This is a genomic window from Clostridium sp. AF37-5, assembly GCF_003477605.1.
In the GTDB taxonomy this organism is placed as follows: Bacteria; Bacillota; Clostridia; order Lachnospirales; family Lachnospiraceae; genus Eubacterium_F.
In genome coordinates, this window is record NZ_QUDR01000009.1 from 81,218 (window position 1) to 97,081 (window position 15,864).

The following is a 15,864-nucleotide window of genomic DNA, read 5'->3' on the forward strand; positions in this document are numbered from 1 at the left end:
GCATTTTCCCTAAAAATCAGTTATTCTAAACTTAGTTCCATACGACTGGCGGAAACTATATGAAAATCATATAGAGTGAGAGAACTCACAGGGAGTGTGGATTTGTATGAATTGCCGACCGCCTGGGCGACCGTTTACCCGGTTGCCCGGGCGGTTTTTTTGATACTATTACAAAAAAGATTGGAGGAATCATGATGCAGAAACTTTCATTGGAACAGGAACTCAAAAACAATGCGTATCCGGGACGTGGAATCGTGATTGGAAAATCACCAAACGGTAAATACGCAGTGACCGCTTATTTTATTATGGGGCGGAGTGAAAACAGTAGAAACCGTGTCTTTGTAAACGATGGTGAGGGAATCCGCACACAGGCATTTGACCCATCAAAATTGAGTGACCCAAGTCTTATTATCTACGCACCGGTCCGCGTATTGGGAAACAAGACTATTGTTACCAACGGTGACCAGACAGACACAATTTATGAACTGATGGATAAACAGCAGACTTTTGAGCAGGCGCTCCGCACAAGAGAATTTGAACCGGACGGCCCGAATTATACACCAAGAATTTCCGGCATTATGCATGTGGAAAATGGAGAGTACAATTATGCAATGTCTATTTTAAAAAGCAATAACGGAAATCCGGATGCCTGCAATCGTTATACTTTCGCATATGAGAATCCGGTAGCAGGAGAGGGACATTTTATCCATACTTATATGTGTGATGGAAATCCATTGCCAAGTTTTGAGGGCGAGCCGAAATGGATTGAAACAATGGATGATATGAATGCATTTGCTGATATGCTGTGGGAAAGCTTGAATGAGGACAATAAAGTTTCCTTATTTGTGCGCTACATTGACATTGAAACCGGAAAATACGAATCGATTATTAAAAATAAGAATAAGTAAAGGAGAAAATCATGAAAGAATTGGAATTGAAATATGGCTGTAACCCGAATCAGAAACCATCCCGTATTTACCGCAAAGATGGTGAACTGCCAATCAAAGTGTTAAATGGAAAACCGGGTTATATTAACTTTTTGGACGCATTTAACGGCTGGCAGTTAGTCAGCGAATTGAAGAAGGCGACCGGTCTTCCGGCAGCAACTTCGTTTAAACATGTTTCCCCTGCAGGTGCAGCAGTAGGTCTTCCTTTGAGTGAGGTAGAGGCAAAGATTTACTGGGTAGACGATTTGGGTGAGTTATCTCCGCTTGCTGCCGCTTATGCCAGAGCAAGAGGTGCTGACCGCATGTCATCTTATGGTGACTTTATTGCATTGTCAGATGTGTGTGATGTCTCCGCAGCCAAATTGATTAAGAGAGAATTTTCCGATGGAATTATTGCACCGGGTTATGAGCCGGAAGCATTAGAACTTCTGAAAGAGAAGAAAAAAGGTGCTTATGCCATTATCGAGATTGACCCGAATTATGTACCGGACCCAATTGAGCACAAAGAAGTATTTGGTATTACTTTTGAGCAGGGCCGTAATGAGTTAAACATTGACAAAGATTTCTTCAGCAACATTGTGACAGAGAATAAAGATTTGCCGGAGTCAGCAAGAATTGATATGGCAATTTCAATGATTACGTTAAAATATACGCAGTCAAATTCTGTTTGCTTTGTAAAAGGCGGACAGGCAATTGGTATCGGTGCCGGACAGCAGTCCCGTATTCACTGTACAAGACTTGCCGGACAGAAGGCAGATAACTGGCTGTTAAGACAGTCTCCACAGGTACTTTCCCTGCCGTTTAAAGAGGGGATGAAGCGTGCCGAGCGCGACAACGCCATTGACAATTATATCGGTGAAGATTACATGGATGTTTTGGCAGATGGATGCTGGGAAAAATATTTCACCGAAAAACCACCGGTATTTACAAAAGAAGAAAAGCAGAAATGGTTGTCCGAGTACGCAAAAGATGTAACACTTGGCTCCGATGCGTTTTTCCCATTTGATGATAACATTGAAAGAGCATACCGCAGCGGTGTAAAATACATTGCACAGCCGGGCGGCTCAATTCGTGATAAGGATTGTATCGATGCCTGCAACCGTCACAATATGGTGATGAGCTTTACAGGAATCCGTTTGTTCCATCACTAAAATGACAACTAAATAAAATATTTAGGTTGACAATCATTCCTCCCATGGTAGAATAAAAGTATCTACCATAGGAGGAATTTTATTATGTATGAAGAACTGGTAAATGAGATTATTGAAGGAAGACGTTTAGGAAAAGAAGATGACCTGACTTTTTTGATTGATGGTGATTTGGAGTCGCTTTGTCAGGGAGCCGATAAAATTCGAAAAGAATTGTGTGGTAATCAGGTGGATTTGTGCACAATTATTAATGGACGTGCCGGACGGTGCAGTGAAAACTGCCGGTTCTGTGCCCAGTCGAGCCATCACCATACCGGAGCAGAAGAATATGATGTAATGGATGTGGATTCTTTTGTGAAAGCATGTCATGTAAATGAAGAAAATGGAGCTCATCGTTTTTCTATTGTGACAGCGGGCAGAACGCTTGTCGGCAAAGAGTTTGATCAGATTGTAGAAGCGTACAAAAGAATGCATGAGGAGTGTAAAGAAATTGAATTATGTGCTTCGCATGGTCTTTTGACAAAAGAGCAGTTTGAAATTTTGCGTAAGGTTGGCGTAACACGCTGCCATGCGAATATTGAGACGTCGCGCAGATATTTTCCAAGTATCTGCACCACGCATACGTTTGAGGATAAGCTTGCGTGCATCCGGGCTGCCAAAGAGGCCGGATTAGAGGTTTGCTCCGGAGGAATTGTCGGCATGGGAGAGACATGGGAGGATAGGCTGGATATGGCACTTACGCTTGCAGAGCTTGAAGTTGATTCCATTCCGTTAAATGCACTGATGCCGATTCCGGGTACACCGTTTGAAAACCTAAAACAGCTTACCGAAGAAGAACTTCTGCGAGTTATCGCTATGTTCCGTTTTATTAACCCTTCGACATCAATTCGCTTGGCAGCAGGCCGTAAACTGATGAAGGAAAATGGTAAAAAAGCTTTCTTCTCCGGGGCAAATGCCACGATAACCGGCGATATGCTTACAACATCGGGAAATAATACCAAACAGGATAAACAAATGCTTGTTGCAAGTGGTTTTGAGATTTAGTTTACAGGTTCCGGAAGATTATAAGAGGGGGGAAGGGCTGTATCCTGCGTCGCTTTTGTTATTATTTACGAAACCAAATAGGATTTTGAAATCAATTGTAAAAATGACGGCATCGTGTTATACTATGTACAACAAAACAAGGAGGGTGATTTGTATGAGTACAGCAAAACAGTTGATTATTGATAATCTTTCTGACATATCTGATGACATTCAGGATGAATTTGAAGTTATGGAAAACTTATATAAATTGCTTCGTTTCAAGAAGAGCCAGCAATCTATCACTGAATATGGCGGGCATACAACGGACGAAGTACGCAAAATGTTTCAAAAGAAACGTGAAGAAAGGACAATTCTTGCATGAGCATAATCTGGTCTGATTTGGCAATTGAAGACTTGAATGATATTGAAGACTACATTGCAAGAAATAATCCGGCTCGTGCAGTGTCTTTTGTTGATGAATTGATTGATTTGGGAGATTCTTTAAGTAATGAAGGCGAAGCTGAAAAAGGAACTCCGGCAAAATGGATTCGTGATACGAATGTGCGTGAATTGTACTACAAGAATTATACTATCGTGTACGAGATTTGTGGTGACGATATTATTATTCATGAAGTATATAATTCCGCAAAATTGTCTCGACAACTTCGAGGCTGGTAATAATAAAAATACTGAACGACCGCAATTTCAAGCTATGATGGATGTGGCTGATTTATTTGGCTTCAGTAAATAGCAGCGGAAAATTTGTTTCTTGTGTGCTACGAATACGCGGGTGTCTGGCAGGTGTTTTTGACCTGCCGATACCCCTGCGTATTTGTTAAGCGAAAGCGGCACACAAGGGACAAACTTTCCGCTATTATTTACGAAACCAAATAAACACCACCCCTTGATTTTTCGCCCCTCTTATTGTATCATATAAATACGGTAGGGAATGTATGAAAAGAACAGGAGGGAAGACCCTTGAAAATATCAACAAAAGGCAGGTATGCGCTGCGGCTTATGCTGGATTTGGCACTGAATGATTCAGAAAAACCAACCAGAATAAAAGAAATATCAAGCCGTCAGGGAATATCCGATAAATACTTAGAGCAGATTATAGCAATTTTAAATAAGGCACGGTATGTCAGAAGCATCCGAGGACCCCAGGGCGGATATCTGCTGACAAAAAAGCCGGAAGAATACACAGTAGGCATGATTTTGCGCCTGACAGAAGGCAGTATGGCACCGGTTGACTGCGTGGATGAAGAACTTGGGTCATGTAGCCGCATGGACAACTGCGCAACAGCCGTTGTCTGGAAGAAATTAAACGATGCTATCAGTGATGTAATTGACAACATTACACTTGCAGATTTGGTTGACTGGCAGATTGCAAAAGACGGCGATTATTCCATTTAAAATTGAAAAACAAAAAACACCTTATTTCCTATTGACAAACTAGGAAATAAGGTGTATTCTTTTAATCATCAAATAGTAATCATACCAAACACGTATGAATAATATGAAAAGAAAGGAAGGAAGGGTAAGAAAGATGGCAATTTATAAGAAAGTAACTGATTTAGTAGGAAATACACCGATTTTAGAGTTGGGAAATTACGAGGAAAAACACAATTTAGAGGCAAAAATTTTAGCAAAATTAGAGTATTTTAATCCAGCTGGAAGCGTAAAAGACCGTATTGCACGTGAAATTATTCTAGATGCATTGGAGACTGGTAAATTGACAAAAGACTCCGTGATTATTGAGCCGACAAGCGGTAATACAGGAATCGGTCTTGCTTCCGTTGCTGCATCGCTTGGTATTCGTATTATTATTACAATGCCGGAGACGATGAGCGTGGAGCGCCGCAACCTGATGAAAGCGTATGGCGCTGAACTTGTTTTGACCGATGGCGCAAAAGGAATGAAAGGTGCCATTGCAAAGGCAGATGAACTCGCAAAAGAAATTCCAAACAGCTTTATTCCTGGACAGTTTGTCAATGAACTGAATCCACGTGCACATAAGCGTACGACCGGTCCGGAAATTTGGGAGGATACCGAAGGAAAAGTGGATATTTTTGTTGCCGGTGTAGGAACAGGCGGAACCGTTTCCGGTGTCGGTGAATATTTGAAATCGAAAAATCCGGATGTGAAAATTGTAGCAGTAGAGCCGGCAACTTCTCCGGTATTGTCAAAAGGTGAGGCAGGAGCCCATAAGATTCAGGGAATTGGTGCCGGATTTGTACCGGACACATTGAACACGGACATTTATGATGAGATAATCCCGGTTGAAAATGAGGATGCCTTTGAGTTAGGCCGTGAGATTGCAAGAACAGAGGGAATTTTGGTTGGTATTTCTTCCGGAGCAGCGTTAAAAGCAGCGACAGAACTGGCAAAGAGACCCGAAAACAAAGGCAAGACAATTGTTGCCCTGTTCCCGGATACCGGTGATCGCTATTTATCCACACCGATGTTTTCTTAAGCGGTTTCAAACTGCTAGGGTGAAAATTTTATAGGATAATTAAAAAGATAAAGAAGAAGCACCTTTTTCTGTGTTGGGATTAAGTTGAAAAACAAAATTCCAAAGAAAGAGGTGCTTTTTTTGCAAAAGTGGCCCTTCATTTTGCTAAAAATGTCATTTTTATTGAAATGTGTGCATTTATGCGATAAATTAGCAAGGCAAGTGTTTTGCATCAGCCGGAAATGTCGGGTAAAATGAAAAAACTTCTTGGTGAAAAATAAATTAAATATTTTGTCAGATTTTCTCCGTTTGGAACGTTATAGTAAGTAGATGCTTCAAACGGAGATGATTTTGACCGTTTAGGGACGAAAAACGACCATTCGTGCCGGTTTTGTTTTTTACGGATGATTATATGCTATGATAAGTGAGTAAGGGAGGTGCAGTTTTAGATGAAGCCAATAAAACCGCAACCGTGTTAAAGATTAAACCGACAAAAGAAGTGGTAATTCCGAAGATAATTGATGGATATTCCATTGTGCAGATTGGAATATGTTGGAATGAATATGATTACTATTTTAATGAGGAAAACGAATATCATTTTACAGATAGTGAGTATGCTGAATTTAAAAATTCTCGACATGTATTTTCGACAGATAGTAAGTCAGTAGAAAAGATTACGATTCCGGAGGGAGTAAAAAAATAGGAGAATTTGCTTTTGCGAATACACCGAATTTAAAACAACTTAATTTGCCAAAAAGCCTAAAGTATATTTATGCTGAGAATTTTTTGGATGCTGCAAAATTAACGAAAATCGTATTCAAAGATTCAATTTGTGTTAGGAACGCGTTCGCTAATATTAAAAATGTGGTACTAAATGGCAATTTTGATAGTAATTTTTGGGAAGATTGCGTTACACCATCAAGAGACGGTATGCATGGGAAAATAAATCAATTAGAGGTTAAGGGGAAAAGAAATGTAACCATAAGTGTTGGTTCTAAAATTCAAAAAATAATTGTTTCAAAGTCAGTTAAGGATTTATATATATCTGGCAGCAATCTAGTGAAAAAACTGAATGTTAAGAGCAAGAAGACAAAGGTAAGCATTGACCCAAACTTAACATCAATTACTCGTACACAATTTGACATGGGAACCTATGCGAAAAAGAAATCAGGAAATTATACATGGTCCAAACCTTATTTTAAACTTGTGAGTAATGACGATGGTAATTATAAAAAGCAGATTTCCTACCTTGTCAAATACAAGAAAAATGGTAAATCAAAGACGAAAACAGTGAAAAAGAATAAAATCAAGAAACTTTATTCCAGTTCAAAGATTCATGTATATGCAATCGTAAAAGTAAAAAAACAAAGAGTTCCGTATATGCCTTGATTTTTCTATGGGATGGTGTTATTCTTAAGTCGATATTATTGACCTAAGGATAAGGAGGATTTGTAAATGAGTAATGTGACGATTTCAGATGCCATTCGTTATATTGGAGTGGACGATAAAGATATTGATTTGTTTGAGAGCCAGTACATTGTGCCAAATGGCGTATCGTATAATTCTTACGTGATTTTGGATGAAAAAATTGTCGTAATGGATACGGTGGATGCCAGAAAAACTGATGAATGGCTGGAAAAATTAGAGAGAGAACTTGATGGAAAAACACCGGATTATCTTGTGATTTCTCATTTGGAGCCAGACCACAGCGGAAGCATTCAGGCAATTGCTGAAAAATATCCGCAGATGCAGTTTGTCAGCAATGCGAAGGTATTTGCGATGCTGCCACAGTTCTTTGAGATGGATGTAACAGACAAAAAGGTGGTTGTTGCTGAGGGAGATACCTTGTCTCTTGGTGCACACACACTTACGTTTGTGATGGCACCGATGGTTCACTGGCCGGAGGTTATGGTTTCTTATGAATCCACGGAAAAAGTTTTGTTCTCTGCCGATGCTTTTGGTAAGTTTGGTGCGCTGGATGCCGATGAAGACTGGGCTTGTGAAGCAAGAAGATATTACTTTAATATTGTAGGTAAATATGGTGCGCAGGCAGCCGCTTTGTTGAAAAAGGCAGCCGGCTTGGATATTCAGAAGATTTGTCCTCTTCATGGACCAATTCTTCAGGAAAACCTTGCCTATTATATTGGTAAATATCAGGTTTGGAGTAGCTACGAAGCAGAAGATGACGGTGTATTTGTTGCCTATGCATCCATTCATGGAAATACGGCAAAAGCAGCGAAAAAACTTGGTGAAGTGTTAGAAGCCAAAGGTGCAAAAAAAGTCGTTGTCAGTGATTTGTCGAGAGAAGATATGGCAGAGGCAATTGAGGATGCGTTCCGCTATGATAAAATTGTAGTTGCCTGTGCAACATATGATGGCGGTTTGTTCCCGGTTATGCAGGATTTCCTGTACCACTTAGGTCACAAAAACTTCCAGAACAAGAAAGTTGCCTTTGTGCAAAATGGAAGCTGGGCACCGGTGGCAAACAGAAAAATGCGCGAAGCATTTGAGAAGATGAAAAATATGACACTCTGTGACAACATGGTTACAATCAAGTCGACGATGAAAGAGGCAGATGTCGCTCAGATGGAAGCGTTAGCAGATGAATTGTTGGCATAATTTGTAATTCAATATAATTGAAGTAAAAAGGCAGTTTCAGGAAGGAAAATCCTTTCGTGAAACTGCCTTTATCATATTATTCTTTTTCGGTTTCTTTGTCCTTATGAGCAAGCTCAGATACAATCTGAATTCCATTTACCTCTACTAAATCATTAATTTCAATGACTAAGCACGGAACGCCGTCGATTACTTTTGTTTCTACTAAGTCGGTTCTCTCCGGATTAACGGAAACTTTAACATCCGGGGTGCGCACCTCAAAATTCCTTGTATTGGATAAGTTGGTGGCAACCAGTGTTTCATTTTCTCCGACGGATTCGTCATAATGTGCCTCAAAAGCCTCAATTTGTTCTTCCTCAACACCGCATTTTTCCAGAAGATGCGTCATGTCGGATTTATCTAATGTGAGAGGCTCCGGATTTTCTTTGTTTTCTTCTACCATCTGATTCAGATTTTCATGAATGGATTTAACCACCTCATAATCACATTCTAAGCCAAGCGATTCCTCTACAATTGCGTTGAATGTTTCTTTCTGGCTTTTTGCCGGGAGCGGCATACGACAGCCGAGGAGCTTGTCGGTAATCACCTCATCCACCTCATCCGCATTTTTGGAATAATACAAAAGGCTGTGAATATCCATGTTGCGGTCATTAAATGCCGGGAACAAAAAGCCAAGTTCCGGCGGCTGTACGAGCCAGTCACGAATCCGGTCTTGGATGTGGTTGGTCTCTGCATTGTAGCAAAGTCCCGGTTTTGTCAGCTTAACCGGACAGATGCTGCAAAGAATGTAGTCATACACATATTCCGATGCATCAAAATTTTCAATGCCGTCTGTTGTGATTTTCGGAATATCATAAGCGTCATGAACCAAAATAATAAAATAATTTTCCGGATAGCCGTAATTTTCAATTACTTTGTCATAAAAGGCATCTAGCAATTCATCATCGGTCAGTTTGCTTTCTAACAGTTTCATTAAAAATACCTGCGTGCCGTCTTCCTTTGTTTCCTGTTCGGTTGGAAACTCCATATTCAGAAGTGTTTTTCCGATGGAGCCGGAAAGTGTTTTGCGGAAAATGTCAATGTATTTAAACATTTCTTCTTCCGGAAGGCCTAAAAACGCTTCCTTTAAAGTCATGCGTTTTTGCTTGTCGGCATCCACGTAACATCCGCAGAGTCTTGTAAAGCTGCATTTTGTTTTTGTAAATCGTTTTTTGATTTCTGCGATTTCTTTTTTGTTCATATGTACCTCCCTTAACCGGCAGACGCCGGAAATTGTCTTTTTCCATTGTACCACATCAGGGAGAAAAAAAGGAAATATTATTTTGTACTCTTTTTTGCTTTTTTATCAATATATCTTCAAAAGCACCATCGCAGTTGTGTGCTTCTTCTACATATATGCCAAAAACTGTCTGGCCGAATTCATCAAAGTCATCTCCAGAATTGGCATCTCTTGTGATGTAATCATAACCTATTTGTGTTACCGGTGCATCGCCAAGTGTAGCTGGAATGTCAAGATTTTTTACTTTCCCTTTATTGCTTGTTACATCAATTTTTTTCTTCATAGTTAAATTCTCCCTTCGATAATTATTTGCTTTTTTGTGGGTGTCTATTTACAATACGAATGAAAAATGGAAAATGTTATAAAAAAAGTAAAAATAGATTAAAAAAACTGCAACATTTTACCATTTTCAATCGTATTGTTTATAGAAACAACCCGAGAAGGAGGATGATGTATATGGTAAAAAAATTCAGCAAAATAGGGGTTTGCATGGTTTTTGTACTTTCTATGATTTTACCGCAGGCGGCGGTTTCAAAAGCAAAGACAGCGAATCCGTACACTGGCAAAAAGTATGTTTACTGCAGTAATTACAAAGACGGAATTGAACTCTATGGAAAGGATGGCAGTAAAAAGAAAAAGTACACATTGATTAAAAAAGAGTATTCAATGAGGGAAATTTACAAGACGAAAAGCTATATTTATTATTACAAAGTAAATCGGAAGGATTCGTCGACCGGTTATGTATGGCAGGTTCCGTTGAACCAAAAGAGCGGAAAGTTAAAAGTAAAAAAGAAAAAGAAGTTGTTTTATGTCAACGAATGGCAGGAGTTCCTTTATGCGACGGATAAAAAAATTGTCTATCGCATAAACAATTCGATTGTATCTTATAACAAGAAAACGAAACAGAAAACGTCACTTACCGGAAAGCCTGTCTATTACAGCAGTATTAATGTTGCAAAGGATGCATCGGGGCTTACTGCAAAGATTGGAAACTGCATTTATTACTCGCGGTTTAAGAGTTATTATAAAAAAATTGATGAAGCCTTTTACCAGTTAAATCTGTCTACCGGAAAACGTAAAAAAATAGTAAATAAGGCTTCGCAGTATGAGTCAAAACGCTACCGTTATGATGAACATGAAAAGTTAGATACGCAGGTTGGCATTTCTGGTAAAAAACTGTATGTTCCAACAGAAAAGTGGATTGTTTGTTATGATATGGCAAAGAAGAAAACAAACCTGATTTCAATGGATGTATTAATGCAGTGTGTAAAAGAGAAGTTTTCCACAGATGCATTCCATTCGATGCATATTGATAAGTTCTATTTTATCGGCAATACAATGTATTTGCAATTAGCAGTAGATTATCAGTATAAAATTGGAGCATATCAGGAAATTTCATACGACAGAAATTATGTTGTTGTAAGTTTAAATAAAAAGACCGGGAAGTCGATTACCTATGAGGAAGAACTAAGTTCTTTTTTGAAGAATTATGGAAATGGATATAATGACGGCAATCAGTGTGGCATGCACAATTGGACCGTGCGTACAGGAATGATACTGGATGTAACGAAAAACGGTACCTGGATTGGTGAATTTGTAAATGAGAAAGGTAAACTTTTTTATTATTCCTACAACAAAAATACGAAAGTGACAAAACTCTACAGCAGTAAAAAGGCGAAAGTTCGTCTTATGCAGCAGGGGCTTAATGATGAAGCGTATGTGTGATTTATACGCTGATGGTAATTTAAGATTTATTGTCACAAACAGCACAACATCCGATATTGAATATATACACAAAAGATGATATAATTTGCATATATTATACACGGAGGTGACTAATATGTTGACATTGCAAGAAACAATAAGACCATCTGCTGATTTGCGAAATCATTATTCTGAAATATCAAAACTGTGTAAGGAAAACAAAGAAGCAGTGATTATTACAGTAAATGGCAGAGGCGATACGGTTGCACTTTCCTATGAAGAATATAAAAATATGAAAGCAAGAATAGAATTATTAGAAGTATTAGCCGAAGCGGAAGATGATGTTAAAAATGGCAGAGTTGCTCCGATAACGGAAACATTTGATGATTTGAGAAAAATGCTTCAGGAGGAGTGATTATGAAGTATGCGGTAATAAGGACTGATACAGCCGATGCAGGTATCAGAAAAATAATTTTGTATATTGCTCAAAATTTTGGAAATACAGCAGCACTTGAGAAACTTGACGAGATTGAAAAACGAATTCTTGAATTAGGAGATGATCCATATATTGGAACCGAGCCAAGATATCTTATTCTTAAGAGACAAGGGTATAAAGTGCTTATTTTAGAAAAAGACTTAGTATTTTATAAAATTCATGAGGAAAATAAGCAAGTGATTGTATATGCAGTCGTAGATCAACGCCAAGATTATTTGAATATTATTCGTGGTTTGTAGAGAAGTTTATCCTAAAAAAAGAGATGCCCCGAGGACATCTCTTTTTTTTACGTCCAGGCACTTATGGACAAAAAATTACATAGGATGAAAGTAACGACAATCTCTGAGGTGTATCATGCAGTCATTTCCACAGCCTTTAAGTGTAGAGGAAGAAAATGAAGCAATTGAGAGATGGGAACAGGGTGACAGAGAGGCAAGAAATATTCTGATTGAACGAAATCTTCGGCTGGTTGCCTATCTGGTGAAGAAATACAGCAATTCCGACCATAGTGTCGATGATTTGATTTCCATAGGGACAATTGGACTGATTAAAGCGGTCGACACATATCGAATAGGGAAGGGCGTTCGGTTAGCGACGTATGCCTCCCGCTGTATCGACAATGAATTGTTGATGACATTTCGGAGTGATAAGAAGCGGGCGCGGGAAATTTTTTTGTATGAGCCGATTAGCGGGGATGATGGTGAGGGAAATGCGCTTCGATTTTTGGATGTATTGGAGAGTGTCGACGAGGATATTCCGGAGCGGATGGAAAAGGAAGAAAATATTGAAAAGTTATACGGTTATATTGAGAAAAATCTGACGGAACGAGAAAAGTTAATTATCCGCCTCCGCTATGGTGTGTCCGAGGGAAAGGGAACACCGGAACATCCGGAAATTACACAGCGTGAAATTGCCAAACAGCTTGGTATTTCGCGCAGCTATGTGAGCCGGATTGAAAAAAAAGCACTACAAAAGCTTCGGCGTGCATATGATTATGGAAGGAGAAAAAACTGAGATGTCGGATCCTAAAATAGAAAATTTACTGGAGTTGTCTTTAGATGTCTCAGAAGATACAAGAGAAAAAAGCGAAAATTTATCTGCCGGTTATGACCCGGAAGAAAAGTTGTGGCAGGTGATTATTCGGTATTCCGGAGAACTTTTGCAATTGGCAGGTAACTATGAGCGGGTGACGCCGCTGTTAGGAGGGTACGCTGTTTTAGAAGTGACAGAAAAACAGTTGAGAGCGTTGGCAGAAGAACCACAGGTAGAATATATCGAAAAGCCAAAGGCGTTGTCTTTTGCCGTATACGAAGGAAAACTGGTATCGTGCATTCCTCCCGTACAGAGGGAGCCCCTTTCTCTGACCGGACAGGGTATTCTGGTAGGAATCATAGATTCCGGAATTGATATTTATCATCCGGATTTTCGAAAGGAAGATGGAACAACAAGAATCGTGGGAATTTGGAACCAGACGGCGGTAAATGAGGGCGAAATGGAGCTTATGCCACCGTCCGGTTATTCCTTCGGCTTGTTTTATTCGGAAGAAAAAATAAATGAATTGTTACAAGCATTAGGTCCTGCGCCGGCAGTGGATGCAAGCGGACATGGAACACATGTTGCCGGGATTGCAGCAGGCAATGGCCGTGCCAGCCGGGGAGAAAATCGCGGTGTGGCGTATGAATCACAACTGTTAATTGTGAAATTAGGCGGCAGGACGCAAAGAGATTTTCCGCAGACGGCAGAACTGATGCAGGCAATTGATTTTTGTATTCGTTTTGCGGCAGAAAGAAACCAGCCGCTTGCCTTAAATTTAAGTTATGGAAATAATTATGGTTCGCATACCGGTACGTCATTATTGGAAACGTATTTGGATGAAGCAGCTTTAGTGGGGCGCACAACAATCTGCATTGGCAGCGGCAACGAGGGCAATTTGCGGCGGCACGCTTCCGGGCAGTTAGAGGCAGGCAGAGAGAAAGTTGTAGAGTTTAGCGTCTCACCCTATGAAACAAGTCTGTCCATTCAATTGTGGAAGCAGTATGTGGATTCCTTTCAAATTACATTAACAACGCCATCCGGAAGTCAGATTGTCGTATCGGAGGAAACGGCAGGAACCTTTCGCTCTTTGCAGGATGGAATGGAAATTTTATGGTATTTTGGTGAGCCGTCGCCCTATCAGATTTTGCAGGAAATTTATCTGGAAATTATCCCCGTATCTGATCGGGCGATGATTCAGGGCGGCATCTGGAAATTAACACTCATGCCCAAACAACTGGTGGACGGGCGTTTTGAATTGTGGATGCCAAGCGGTGCACAAATTAACGAAGAAACCGGATTTTTAGTTTCTGAATCAGCACTTACGCTTACAATTCCTTCGACCGCTATGCGCCCAATTACCGTAGCCGCATACGATGCAAATACGGACACTTATGCGCCATTTTCCGGGCGAGGTTACGTCTGCTGCAATCAGAGCAAGCCGGATCTTTCGGCACCCGGTGTCGGTATTTTGTCCTGTGCACCCGGTGGCGGATATACAAGAAAAAGCGGAACCTCAATGGCGTGTCCATTTGTCACCGGAAGCGCCGCTCTGATCATGCAATATGGAATTATCAATGGAAACGATGCTTACTTATATGGTCAGAAAGTAAAAGCCTATCTCATCCGCGGCGCTAGAAGAACAAGAGCATTTGAAACCTTTCCGAATGACAGAGTAGGATGGGGGATGCTGTGTGTGGCGGACAGTATTCCATGATGTAAGAAAAATTACCAACCAAAGCATTTGGTAATGGATATCTAATCTTCTGCCCCAAAAGCAAAAAATTGGATGCACTTGATTTTTGTCCCCCAAATACGCTATAATAACGGCAAATTTGCTTGCGAGGTACAAAGATGGCTACAGAAAATAATATCATTGAATTGCGTCATGTAAAAAAGTGTTATGAAAAGGACACACCCGTTATCAAGGATTTTTCCCTTACGATAAAAAAAGGGGAATTTGTTACCTTTTTGGGACCGTCCGGCTGCGGGAAAACGACGATATTGCGTATGATTGGCGGCTTTGAGCAGCCGACCGGGGGAGAGATTTTATTACACGGAAAAGATATCAGCAAACTTCCACCGGCGAAACGCCCAATCAATACGGTGTTTCAGAAGTATGCCCTATTTCCGTATCTCAATATTTATGACAATATTGCCTTTGGCTTGAAAATGAAAAAAGTGCCGAAAGAAGTGATTCGGGAAAAGGTAAAAAAAGTGTTGGAAGTGGTTGATTTAGAAGGATTTGAAAAAAGAAAAATTTCTACGTTGTCCGGCGGACAGCAGCAGCGTGTTGCGATTGCGAGAGCAATTGTTAATGAGCCGGAAATTCTTTTGTTAGATGAGCCACTTGGAGCCTTAGATTACAAGATGCGGAAAGAAATGCAGTTTGAATTAAAGGAAATGCATAAAGAGCTTGGCATTACATTTATTTTTGTTACTCATGACCAGGAGGAAGCTCTGGCTCTTTCAGATAAGGTTGTGGTTATGGCGGATGGAAAAATTCAGCAGGCGGGAAAACCGGAAGATATTTATAAGGTGCCGGAAAATGCATTTGTCGCCGATTTTATTGGCGAGAGCAATATTTTTGATGGCAAAATGGTCGGTGACTGCAGGCTTTCAATTCACGGGGTGGAGTTTGGCTGCAAGGAGAATTTTCCACTTGGCGACCATGTTGAGGCTGTGATTCGACCGGAGTCGGTTATTCTTTGCCCGGCAGGAGAGGGAAAAATACAAGGAAAAGTTCATTCCTCCGTGTTCAAGGGAACGTTTCATGAGATTGTTATTTATTCCGGAAAAAGTGAAATTGTAGCGCAGAATGAGGAAGCAATTGAAGCAGGCACGAAGGTCGGAATCGACATCAAACCGCAGGGGATTCATGTTATGCCGTATAATCAGAACATCAACCATTACGAGGGACTGATGGATGCGAGTGGACATGTTCTATTTGTGGACGGCAGCAGGAAACCGGATTTGACAAAACTTTTTTCAGGGAAGGTGCCGGAAAATACAGAAGGAATTCATGTTATGGCGTCCTTTTTGCCGGCAGATGCAAATTTAAGTGATGACCCGGCAGAAGGATTTGTTGAAGGAAATATTATATCTATTATATATAAAGGCGACCACTACAAATATAAAATCCGAAGCAAAAATGATGTGGATTATTA

Annotated in this window: 17 protein-coding genes, 1 pseudogene and 1 riboswitch; of the genes and pseudogenes, 16 read left to right on the forward strand and 2 right to left on the reverse strand. The window is 40.2% G+C overall.

The window, feature by feature from the left end; all coding sequences use genetic code 11:
• Positions 1-31: 31 nt before the first annotated feature.
• Positions 32-135, forward strand: a riboswitch (ZMP/ZTP riboswitch).
• A gap of 59 nt (positions 136-194) precedes the next feature.
• The 10 genes from DW019_RS07695 (at position 195) to DW019_RS07740 (ending at position 8,189) form a co-directional block, all read left to right on the forward strand.
• On the forward strand, positions 195-908 hold the full coding sequence (locus tag DW019_RS07695) for an IMP cyclohydrolase (protein ID WP_117479641.1): 714 nt from the start codon (positions 195-197) through the stop codon (positions 906-908).
• An 11-nt stretch (positions 909-919) separates the two neighbouring features.
• Positions 920-2,098: a phosphoribosylaminoimidazolecarboxamide formyltransferase gene (locus DW019_RS07700; protein WP_118442996.1), complete on the forward strand. Its 1,179-nt coding sequence runs from the start codon at positions 920-922 to the stop codon at positions 2,096-2,098.
• 84 nt (positions 2,099-2,182) lie between these two features.
• Complete coding sequence (gene bioB, locus DW019_RS07705; RefSeq protein WP_118442997.1) at positions 2,183-3,139, forward strand: biotin synthase BioB; 957 nt, start codon at positions 2,183-2,185, stop codon at positions 3,137-3,139.
• 154 nt (positions 3,140-3,293) lie between these two features.
• On the forward strand, positions 3,294-3,500 hold the full coding sequence (locus tag DW019_RS07710) for a hypothetical protein (RefSeq protein ID WP_117479635.1): 207 nt from the start codon (positions 3,294-3,296) through the stop codon (positions 3,498-3,500).
• Entirely contained in the window at positions 3,497-3,796 is a 300-nt protein-coding gene (locus tag DW019_RS07715; RefSeq protein ID WP_118442998.1) for a type II toxin-antitoxin system RelE/ParE family toxin, read from the forward strand. Before DW019_RS07710 ends, DW019_RS07715 begins: the two co-directional genes overlap by 4 nt.
• 300 nt (positions 3,797-4,096) lie before the next feature.
• Positions 4,097-4,531, forward strand: a complete 435-nt coding sequence (locus DW019_RS07720) for an Rrf2 family transcriptional regulator (protein WP_022376161.1) — start codon at positions 4,097-4,099, stop codon at positions 4,529-4,531.
• A gap of 133 nt (positions 4,532-4,664) precedes the next feature.
• Positions 4,665-5,591, forward strand: a complete 927-nt coding sequence (gene cysK, locus DW019_RS07725) for a cysteine synthase A (protein ID WP_118442999.1) — start codon at positions 4,665-4,667, stop codon at positions 5,589-5,591.
• 403 nt (positions 5,592-5,994) lie between these two features.
• Positions 5,995-6,273, forward strand: coding sequence for a hypothetical protein (locus DW019_RS07730; protein ID WP_118443000.1), 279 nt, complete (start codon positions 5,995-5,997; stop codon positions 6,271-6,273).
• Between the two features lie 227 nt (positions 6,274-6,500).
• A complete protein-coding gene (locus DW019_RS07735) occupies positions 6,501-6,959 on the forward strand; it encodes a hypothetical protein (RefSeq protein ID WP_243024126.1) in 459 nt (152 codons plus the stop codon).
• A 66-nt stretch (positions 6,960-7,025) separates the two neighbouring features.
• Positions 7,026-8,189, forward strand: coding sequence for an FprA family A-type flavoprotein (locus DW019_RS07740; RefSeq protein ID WP_118443002.1), 1,164 nt, complete (start codon positions 7,026-7,028; stop codon positions 8,187-8,189).
• A 76-nt stretch (positions 8,190-8,265) separates the two neighbouring features.
• Here DW019_RS07740 and DW019_RS07745 read toward each other — a convergent pair whose 3' ends face one another.
• Both DW019_RS07745 and DW019_RS07750 read right to left on the reverse strand, forming a co-directional pair.
• A complete protein-coding gene (locus tag DW019_RS07745) occupies positions 8,266-9,426 on the reverse strand; it encodes a DUF4317 domain-containing protein (RefSeq protein ID WP_118443003.1) in 1,161 nt (386 codons plus the stop codon).
• 55 nt (positions 9,427-9,481) lie between these two features.
• Entirely contained in the window at positions 9,482-9,748 is a 267-nt protein-coding gene (locus tag DW019_RS07750; RefSeq protein WP_118443004.1) for a hypothetical protein, read from the reverse strand.
• Positions 9,749-9,921: 173 nt separating this feature from the next.
• On the opposite strand from DW019_RS07750, the gene DW019_RS07755 reads away from it, so the two are divergent.
• The 6 genes and pseudogenes from DW019_RS07755 to DW019_RS07780 form a co-directional block, all read left to right on the forward strand.
• Entirely contained in the window at positions 9,922-11,190 is a 1,269-nt protein-coding gene (locus DW019_RS07755; protein ID WP_118443005.1) for a hypothetical protein, read from the forward strand.
• 115 nt (positions 11,191-11,305) lie between these two features.
• The gene (locus DW019_RS07760) at positions 11,306-11,584 is read left to right on the forward strand and encodes a type II toxin-antitoxin system Phd/YefM family antitoxin (RefSeq protein WP_118443006.1); all 279 of its coding nucleotides are present in this window, start codon (positions 11,306-11,308) and stop codon (positions 11,582-11,584) included.
• A gap of 2 nt (positions 11,585-11,586) precedes the next feature.
• Positions 11,587-11,904, forward strand: coding sequence for a type II toxin-antitoxin system RelE/ParE family toxin (locus DW019_RS07765; protein ID WP_022377075.1), 318 nt, complete (start codon positions 11,587-11,589; stop codon positions 11,902-11,904).
• A gap of 115 nt (positions 11,905-12,019) precedes the next feature.
• Complete coding sequence (gene sigK, locus DW019_RS07770) at positions 12,020-12,679, forward strand: RNA polymerase sporulation sigma factor SigK (protein ID WP_118443007.1); 660 nt, start codon at positions 12,020-12,022, stop codon at positions 12,677-12,679.
• 1 nt (position 12,680) lies between these two features.
• Complete coding sequence (locus tag DW019_RS07775) at positions 12,681-14,414, forward strand: S8 family peptidase (protein WP_118443008.1); 1,734 nt, start codon at positions 12,681-12,683, stop codon at positions 14,412-14,414.
• Between the two features lie 137 nt (positions 14,415-14,551).
• Positions 14,552-15,583, forward strand: a pseudogene (locus DW019_RS07780) (ABC transporter ATP-binding protein); the annotation flags it as partial.
• Positions 15,584-15,864 lie beyond the last annotated feature (281 nt).

Coding starts and splice junctions, on each gene's coding strand:
- DW019_RS07695 (WP_117479641.1), top strand. CDS start 195: ATGCAGAAACTTTCATTGGAACAGGAACTCAAAAACAATGCGTATCCG.
- DW019_RS07700 (WP_118442996.1), top strand. CDS start 920: ATGAAAGAATTGGAATTGAAATATGGCTGTAACCCGAATCAGAAACCA.
- bioB (WP_118442997.1), top strand. CDS start 2,183: ATGTATGAAGAACTGGTAAATGAGATTATTGAAGGAAGACGTTTAGGA.
- DW019_RS07710 (WP_117479635.1), top strand. CDS start 3,294: ATGAGTACAGCAAAACAGTTGATTATTGATAATCTTTCTGACATATCT.
- DW019_RS07715 (WP_118442998.1), top strand. CDS start 3,497: ATGAGCATAATCTGGTCTGATTTGGCAATTGAAGACTTGAATGATATT.
- cysK (WP_118442999.1), top strand. CDS start 4,665: ATGGCAATTTATAAGAAAGTAACTGATTTAGTAGGAAATACACCGATT.
- DW019_RS07735 (WP_243024126.1), top strand. CDS start 6,501: ATGCATGGGAAAATAAATCAATTAGAGGTTAAGGGGAAAAGAAATGTA.
- DW019_RS07740 (WP_118443002.1), top strand. CDS start 7,026: ATGAGTAATGTGACGATTTCAGATGCCATTCGTTATATTGGAGTGGAC.
- DW019_RS07745 (WP_118443003.1), bottom strand. CDS start 9,426: ATGAACAAAAAAGAAATCGCAGAAATCAAAAAACGATTTACAAAAACA.
- DW019_RS07750 (WP_118443004.1), bottom strand. CDS start 9,748: ATGAAGAAAAAAATTGATGTAACAAGCAATAAAGGGAAAGTAAAAAAT.
- DW019_RS07755 (WP_118443005.1), top strand. CDS start 9,922: ATGGTAAAAAAATTCAGCAAAATAGGGGTTTGCATGGTTTTTGTACTT.
- DW019_RS07760 (WP_118443006.1), top strand. CDS start 11,306: ATGTTGACATTGCAAGAAACAATAAGACCATCTGCTGATTTGCGAAAT.
- DW019_RS07765 (WP_022377075.1), top strand. CDS start 11,587: ATGAAGTATGCGGTAATAAGGACTGATACAGCCGATGCAGGTATCAGA.
- sigK (WP_118443007.1), top strand. CDS start 12,020: ATGCAGTCATTTCCACAGCCTTTAAGTGTAGAGGAAGAAAATGAAGCA.
- DW019_RS07775 (WP_118443008.1), top strand. CDS start 12,681: ATGTCGGATCCTAAAATAGAAAATTTACTGGAGTTGTCTTTAGATGTC.